Source organism: Rhizobacter sp. P1_G5, from assembly GCF_056405435.1.
The window spans coordinates 1-7,508 of record NZ_JBFUCB010000279.1; the positions used below are offsets into that span (position 1 = coordinate 1).

Sequence of the window (7,508 nt, forward strand, 5' to 3'; positions counted from 1 at the left end):
GTTCAGCACCACGGCCTGGATGCCGATCAGCGAATGATCGCCGACCGTGCMGCCGTGCAGCATGGCCTGGTGGCCGACCGTCACGCCCTCGCCGACCGACACCGGAAACCCGGCATCGGCGTGCACGACGCTGTTGTCCTGGATGTTGCTGCCGCGGCCGATCGCGATGCGCTCGGTGTCGCCGCGGATCACGACGCCGAACCAGACGCTCGCGTCGTCGCCCAGGCTGACGTTGCCGATCACGCGGGCGCTGTCGGCCACCCAGGCCGACGCGGCGATGTCGGGAGACAGCTCCCCCAGTTGGTAGACGGCCATGGCGATCGCCCGAAATGCACAGCCTATGATTCTAGGGATGAACCCGCGACAGCGCGCCCTGGAGGTCTTGAGCCTCCGCGACCCCACCGAGAAAGCAGCCGCGGCGCGGGCGCTGTTCGAGCAGCTCGATGCCGCGTTGATCGATCCCGATGAAGCCATCGCGGTGCCCGCGAGCCTGCCCGGCCGGCCCGAGCGCCCTCGCCTGGTGCCGCCAAAGGAGGTGGCGATGCGCTCGGCCTTCACGCCCGAGGGCCGCGCGGCGCTGCTGCACGCGATCGCGCACATCGAGTTCAACGCGATCAACCTGGCGCTGGATGCAGCGTTCCGCTTTGCAGGCATGCCGGCGGCGTTCTACGCCGACTGGCTGCGGGTCGCGAGCGAGGAGGCGCTGCATTTCTCGCTGCTGCGCGAACACCTGCGCAGCGGCGGCCACGACTACGGCGACTTCGATGCGCACGACGGCCTGTGGCTGATGACGCAGCGCACCGCGGGCGACGTGGTCGCGCGCATGGCGCTGGTGCCGCGCACGCTGGAAGCCCGCGGGCTGGACGCGACGCCGCCGCTGCAGGCCAAGTTCCGCAAGGCCGGCGACGCGCGCACGGTCGAGATCCTCGACGTGATCCTGCGCGACGAGATCGGCCATGTCGCGATCGGCAACCACTGGTACCGCTGGCTGTGCCGCCGCGACGGGCTCGATCCGATCGCGCACTACGCGGTGCTGGTGCGGCAGTACGAGGCGCCGCGGCTGCGGCCGCCGTTCAACCGCGAGGCGCGCGAGGCGGCGGGGTTCAGCGCAGAGGAGCTGGCGTTCCTGAGCGCGCCGTGACCGCAGGCGGCTCCGCCACGAACCACCGCTTCAACCCGAGGAAGTGCTTCTCGAACAGGTGGTACGACGCCATCGCGAGCGCGAGCGTGACGAGCGTGCCGGCGGCGATGTAGCCCAGCGCCAGCGCAGGGCCCGCATGCTCGTACAGCCCGAGCGACTGCAGCAGCGGCTTGCCGGCCAGGTCGTGCAGCGGCTTGTGGAAGATGTACATCGCATAGCTGTAGCGGCCCAGCATGCGCAGCGGCGCGGCGCGCAACCAGCCGACCCAACCGCCGACCACCGCACCATCGGCCACGGCATCCCCCGCGGCCGCAGCGACCACGCCGAGCGCGAACACCACCGCCAGCACGCTGTAACCGAGCGTCTGCCCGAGCGGCGACGTGCGCGGATACCCGTGCGTCACGACGAAGCCGGCCGCTGCCAGCACCAGCGCGCCGATGATCAGCCGCTGCCGCAGCGCGATCGCCCGCGCCGCCGCGCCCGGCAACTGCAGCCACGCCGCCGCCGCACCGCCGATCGCCAGCGCATCGAGCCGCGTCACGGTGAACGAATACACCGGATCCGGCCCCAGCCCGGCCGCCAGCATGCCGATGCGCACGCCGAGGATCGCCAGCGCGATCGCACCGCACCAGCGCAGCACCTGCCCGGCCGAGCGCCGATGCACCAGCAGCGGCCACAGCAGGTAGAACTGCTCCTCCACCGCGAGCGACCAGAAATGCGGGAACGCATGCGTCGCGCTGCCATAGGGCGCCGTCCAGTTCGACAGGTAGAGCCACAGCCACAGCTGCTGCGGCCGGTCGACCTCCCAGCGCGCCGGCATCGCGCCCAGCGCCGGCAGCACGATGAAGGCGAGCGCGAGCGTCGCGTAGTACAGCGGGAAGATCCGCAGCAGGCGCCGTCCGAAGAAGGCCTGGTAGTAGTTCGGCGCGTCCTGGGTCTGCAGCAGGATGCGCGTGATCAGGAAGCCGCTCAGCACGAAGAACAGCTGCACGCCGATCCAGCCCAGGTCGAACGCGAGCTCGAAGACCTTGCCGACAAGGCCGGACGGCCCTTCGAGGATCTGGAAGTTGTGGCACAGCACCAGCACGATGGCCAGGCCGCGCACGCCGTCGAGCGCGGGCAGGTGCTGCGGAATGCGCGCAGCGGGAGAGGAATTCATGGGGGACGTTCCGGGGTCGAGGCCGTTTGTAGCATCGCGCCGCGCCGCACGACACCCCGTATCCACGGGCCGCACCTCCGCCGGAACCCCGGATCGACCCCGGGCGGAAACCGGTTTCGGCAGGCTTACACTGCAGCGGCCCGCGACTTGCTAGCTCGCGGACCCAACAATCCCGTTCTCACACAACAGACCACCCCAGGGGTATCCATGACCGCATTGAACACCCGTCGCTTCCTGCAAACGGCCGGCCTGGCCGTCGCCGGCCTGCTGCTCGCTGCCTGCAGCAAGCAGGAGCCCACCGCCGCCGCACCGGCCGCCTCGGCACCGGCCGTCGTCGCCTCCGCACCGGCCCCGGCGCCCGCCAAGGTCTACGCCGTCGGCACCGACGCCGCCTACGCACCGTTCGAATCGCAGAACGAGAAGGGCGAGATCGTCGGCTTCGACATCGACGTCGTCACCGCCATCGCGAAGAAGGCCGGCATCGAGGTGAAGTTCACCAACACGCCGTGGGAAGGCATCTTCAACACGCTCGGCCAGGGCGACCGCGACCTGCTGGTCTCGGCCATCACCATCACCGACGAGCGCAAGCAGACGATGGACTTCGCCGGCCCCTACTTCGACGCGCAGCAGCTGATCGCCGTCAAGAAGACCTCGAAGATCTCGAAGTTCGACGACCTGAAGAAGCTGAAGGTCGGCGTGCAGACCGGCACCACCGGTGACGAGGTCGTCAGCAAGCTGCAGGGCAAGACCAGCACCAACATCAAGCGCTTCGAGTCGACCCCGCTCGCGCTGAAGGAGCTGGAAGCCGGCGGCGTCGACGCGGTCGTGGCCGACAACGGCGTGGTCATCAACTACGTCGCCAACAATGCCGACAGCAAGTTCAAGACGGTCGCCGACAAGGCCTTCGCGCCCGAGCAATACGGCATSGCCGTSAARAAGGGCAACGCCGAGCTGCTCGMCAAGCTGAACAAGGGCCTGGCCGACATCAAGGCCGACGGCACCTACGACCAGATCTACGCGAAGTACTTCGGCGCCCCGGCTGCGGCCGCGCCGGCCGCTTCGGCTGCCTCGAAGTAAACCCGCGCCGAGCCGGTCATGGATTTGCGCTGGGGCATTCTGGCCGGCTACGGGCCGCTCTTCCTGTCGGGCCTGTGGACGACGATCCTGCTGACGCTGATCGCGATCGGCGCCGGGCTGCTGCTCGGCGTCGCCCTCGGGCTGGTCAGCAGCTCGCGCGATGCGCCGCCGCCGAAGTCGGCGCCGGCGCGCTGGTTCCTGGCCGGGCTGCGCTCGCTCACGCTGGCCTACGTGACCTTCTTCCGCGGCACGCCGCTGTTCGTGCAGATCCTGCTGGTGCATTTCGCGCTGATGCCGGCGCTGATCCACCMGGACGGCGGGCTGCTGCTCAGCGGCGAGGCGGCGCGCGAGTTCCGCCAGAACCACGGCGCGTTCTTCTCCGGCGCGCTCGCGCTGACGCTGAACGCCGGCGCCTACATCTCCGAGATCTTCCGCGCCGGCATCCAGAGCATCCACCTCGGGCAGACCCAGGCCGCCTACAGCCTGGGCTTCACGCACCCGCAGGCGATGCGCTTCATCGTGCTGCCGCAGGCCTTCCGCCGCATGATGCCGGCGCTGGTCAACGAGGGCATCACGCTCATCAAGGACTCGTCGCTGGTGTCGGCGATCGGCCTGGCCGAGCTGGCGCTGGCCGCCCGCACCGTGGCCGGCACCTACTCCCGCTACTGGGAGCCCTACCTCGCGATTTCGGCGCTGTACCTCGTGCTGACCCTGCTGCTCTCGATGCTGGCCAAACGCCTCGAGGCCCCGGCTCACCTGCGCGGGCGCTGAGCGCTGCGGCTTCGGCCGCGCGTCAATGTCGTTTGATGACAACGTTTCGGGCGGCGTTTCGCGTGTTCGAGCCTTCGGTTTTCCATATCGAAGCCTCCGCCGCATAACATTTGCGTCTTGCACCTTCAAGACAAAAGCAATGGGTGCAGCAGATACACGCCATCCCCAACCCCAAGGAAAGCATCCATGAAACGCTCCCTCATCGTCGCCGCCGTGGCCACCGTTGCCGCCGGCGCCTCGTTCGCACAAAGCAGCGTCACCATCTACGGCCGCCTGAACGACTCGATCGAAAACCAGAAGACCGGCGACGTCAAGAAGACCGTGCTGCAGAACAATGCATCGCGTATCGGCTTCAAGGGCGTCGAAGACCTGGGCGGCGGCCTGAAGGCCGGCTTCCAGCTGGAACACGGCTTCAACGCCGACAACGGCACGCAAAGCCAGACCGCCTTCTGGGCCCGCCAGTCGGAAGTGTTCCTGCAAAGCGCCGCGCTGGGCACGATCCGCCTGGGCAACTTCACGAGCGAGTCGTACTACGCGACGGCCGACTACGTGAGCATGCACAACCACGACACCGGCACCTCGTCGGACGCGCTGTACAACTACGTCATGCGCGACACGAACAAGGTCGCTTACCGCGCCCCCGAGTTCGTGAAGAACCTGTCGCTGGAAGCCGCCGTGTCGGCACCGGAAGGTGCTGCGGGTGCCGAGAAGGCCTATGACTTCGCCGCCAACTACTCGGTCGGCGACCTGGCCCTGGGTGCCGGCTTCTCGAAGAACAAGGATGACAAGCAGTTCGGCGTTCGCGCGCTGTACACGCTGGGCGCCTTCACGTTCGGCGGCTACTACCAGCGCGCCGAGCTGGGCACCAGCTTCGCTCCRAACGACGGCAAGATCAACGTCGTCCGCCTGTCGGGCATGTACGCTGTCGGCGCTTCGGAATTCCACCTGAACTTCGGCCTGGCCGGCAAGGTCGACGGCAACGGCGACACCGATGCCAAGCAAGCCACCGTGGCCTACAACTACAACCTGAGCAAGCGCACCAAGGTCTACACCTTCTACACGAAGGTCGACAACAAGGCCAAGGCTGCTTACTCTGTCGCCAAGGCCGGCGACGACTTCAGCTCGTTCGCTGTCGGCATCCGCCACAACTTCTGATCCTTGCTCCCGCAAGGTCGAAGCCGAAAGGCCGGTCGAAAGACCGGCCTTTTTTGCTTTCAGCCCAGGAAGTAGCGCTTCAGGCCGGCCAGCACCATCTCGACGGCGATCGCCGTCAGCACCAGCCCCATCAGCTTCTCGATCGCCGAGACGACCGAGTCGCCCAGCAGCCGGCGGATGCGGTCGCACAGCATCAGCACCACGCCCGACACCGCCATCGCCGCGGTCAGCGCCGCCACCCAGTCGAGCAGGCGATCCGGCTGGCGCGAGGCCAGCAGCAGCACGGTGGCCATCGCCGACGGCCCCGCCAGCAGCGGCACCGCGAGCGGGAAGATCAGCGGCTCCCGGCCCTCGGTCGTGCCGTACACGCCGCCTTCGTGGCTGAAGATCATCCGGATCGCGACCATCAGCAGGATCACGCCGCCGGCCACTTCGAGCGAACGCTCCGACAGGTGCATCACCCGCAGGAAGCCGTTGCCGAAGAACATGAAGAAGAACAGCACGCCGAACGCGATGCCCACCTCGCGCATCGCGACCCAGCGCCGCCGGTGCTTCGGCACCTCGCGCATGATCGGGATGAAGATCGGCAGGCTGCCCAGCGGATCGAGCACCAGCAGCAGCAGGACGAAGGCCGACAGGAAACTGTGGTCCATGCTCAGCGGCCTCGCCAGAAGAGGGCGTCCAGCTCCTTCATCGTGATCTGCCGCCAGGTCGGCCGGCCGTGGTTGCACTGGTCGGAGCGCTCGGTGCGCTCCATGTCGCGCAGCAGCGCATTCATCTCGTCGATCGTCAGCTGCCGGTTCGCACGCACCGCGCCGTGGCAGGCCATCGTCGACAGCAGCTCGTCCTGCGCGCGCTGGATCACGCTGCTGGCGTCGTACTGCGACAACTCGGCCAGCACGCTGCGTGCGAGCTCGACCACGTCGCCGCCGACGAGCGCCGCCGGCTGCGAACGCACCGCCAGCGTCGTGGCCGACAGCGCCGAGACATCCAGCCCCAGCGTGCGCAGGTTGTCGGCTTGCGCCTGCGCGGTCGCGATCTCCTGCGCGGTGGCGGCGAAGGTGGCCGGGATCAGCAGCGGCTGGCTCTCGATCGCCGCGCTGCCGAGGCTGGCCTTCAGGCGCTCGTAGACGATGCGTTCGTGCGCCGCATGCATGTCGACGACCACCAGGCCGTGGCTGTTCTCGGCCAGCACGAACACGCCGCCGATCTGCGCGACGGCACGGCCGAGCGGCCATTCGTCGCGCTGGAAATCGATGGCGGATGCTGCCGAGGCTGGCACCGGGGACGGTGCCGCAGCGAGCGGCGCAGGGCGCGCGGCCGGTGCCGGTTCACCACCGCCCCACAGCGTCGCCACCTGCTGCAACCCGAGCGCACCCTGCACCTGCGGGCGCATCGGCTGTGGCGAGAAGCCGCCACCGCCGAACGACGACGGACGCGCCGCCGGCACGGCCGCATACCCGGCCAGGTGCTCCGACGCGAGCAGCACGCCCGCCACGCCGCCGGCCTCGTCACCCGCCGCCGAGGCGGCACGCGGTGCGGCCAGCGCGCCCTCCACCGCCCGCCGCACCGCCTGGTGCACCTCGCGCGAATCGCGGAAGCGCACCTCGATCTTGGTCGGGTGCACGTTCACGTCGACGCGGTCGGGCGCGATCTCGATGAACAGCACATACGCCGGCTGGCGCCCGCCGTGCAGCACGTCTTCGTAGGCGGAGCGCACGCCGTGGGCGATCAGCTTGTCGCGCACGTAGCGGCCGTTGACATACACGTACTGCTGGTCGGCGCGGGCACGGGCCGCGGCCGGCGTGCCGGCGCGCCCGGTGATGCGCATCGGCCCCGCCTCCAGCATCACCTCGCAGCTCTGCTCGACGAACTCGTCGCCCATCACGTCGCGCACGCGCTGCGCCTGCGTCGCGCGGCGCCATTGCTGGGACAGCTTGCCTTCGTGCCAGACCGCGAAGCCGGCGTCGGGCCGGGCCAGCGCATGGCGGCGCACCGCATCGAGGCAGTGCGCGAACTCGGTGGCGTCGGTCTTCAGGAACTTGCGGCGCGCCGGCGTGCTGAAGAACAGCTCGCGCACCTCGACGCTGGTGCCGATGCCGCGTGCCGCCGGCACCAGCTCGCCGGAACGCGCATCGATGCGCTGCGCATGCGGCGCGCCCTCGGTGCGGCTCGCGATGGCGAGTTCGGCGACCGACGAAATGG

General features: G+C 69.0%; 8 protein-coding genes. 4 read left to right on the forward strand and 4 right to left on the reverse strand.

All coding sequences use genetic code 11. The features are described from left to right. Positions 1-315: gamma carbonic anhydrase family protein (locus tag AC1D12_RS18810; protein WP_477842182.1), on the reverse strand; the 315-nt coding region annotated here is incomplete at its 3' end. Between the two features lie 37 nt (positions 316-352). On the opposite strand from AC1D12_RS18810, the gene AC1D12_RS18815 reads away from it, so the two are divergent. Continuing rightward, positions 353-1,141: a ferritin-like domain-containing protein gene (locus AC1D12_RS18815; RefSeq protein ID WP_477826602.1), complete on the forward strand. Its 789-nt coding sequence runs from the start codon at positions 353-355 to the stop codon at positions 1,139-1,141. Here AC1D12_RS18815 and AC1D12_RS18820 read toward each other — a convergent pair. Then, entirely contained in the window at positions 1,104-2,300 is a 1,197-nt protein-coding gene (locus AC1D12_RS18820) for an acyltransferase family protein (RefSeq protein ID WP_477842184.1), read from the reverse strand. The two genes, AC1D12_RS18815 and AC1D12_RS18820, sit on opposite strands and share 38 nt — an antisense overlap. 207 nt (positions 2,301-2,507) lie before the next feature. On the opposite strand from AC1D12_RS18820, the gene AC1D12_RS18825 reads away from it, so the two are divergent. The 3 genes from AC1D12_RS18825 to AC1D12_RS18835 all read left to right on the forward strand — a co-directional run bounded on the left by AC1D12_RS18825 (position 2,508) and on the right by AC1D12_RS18835 (position 5,303). Continuing rightward, the gene (locus AC1D12_RS18825; protein ID WP_477842186.1) at positions 2,508-3,377 is read left to right on the forward strand and encodes a basic amino acid ABC transporter substrate-binding protein; all 870 of its coding nucleotides are present in this window, start codon (positions 2,508-2,510) and stop codon (positions 3,375-3,377) included. Positions 3,378-3,395: 18 nt separating this feature from the next. After that, positions 3,396-4,148, forward strand: coding sequence for an amino acid ABC transporter permease (locus AC1D12_RS18830; RefSeq protein WP_477842187.1), 753 nt, complete (start codon positions 3,396-3,398; stop codon positions 4,146-4,148). Positions 4,149-4,334: 186 nt separating this feature from the next. Then, positions 4,335-5,303, forward strand: a complete 969-nt coding sequence (locus tag AC1D12_RS18835) for a porin (RefSeq protein ID WP_477842189.1) — start codon at positions 4,335-4,337, stop codon at positions 5,301-5,303. Positions 5,304-5,362: 59 nt separating this feature from the next. Here AC1D12_RS18835 and AC1D12_RS18840 read toward each other — a convergent pair whose 3' ends face one another. Both AC1D12_RS18840 and mutL read right to left on the reverse strand, forming a co-directional pair. Then, on the reverse strand, positions 5,363-5,956 hold the full coding sequence (locus AC1D12_RS18840) for a MarC family protein (protein ID WP_197066902.1): 594 nt from the start codon (positions 5,954-5,956) through the stop codon (positions 5,363-5,365). A gap of 2 nt (positions 5,957-5,958) precedes the next feature. Beyond that, on the reverse strand, positions 5,959-7,508 hold a 1,550-nt coding region (gene mutL / locus AC1D12_RS18845), incomplete at its 5' end, for a DNA mismatch repair endonuclease MutL (protein ID WP_477842191.1).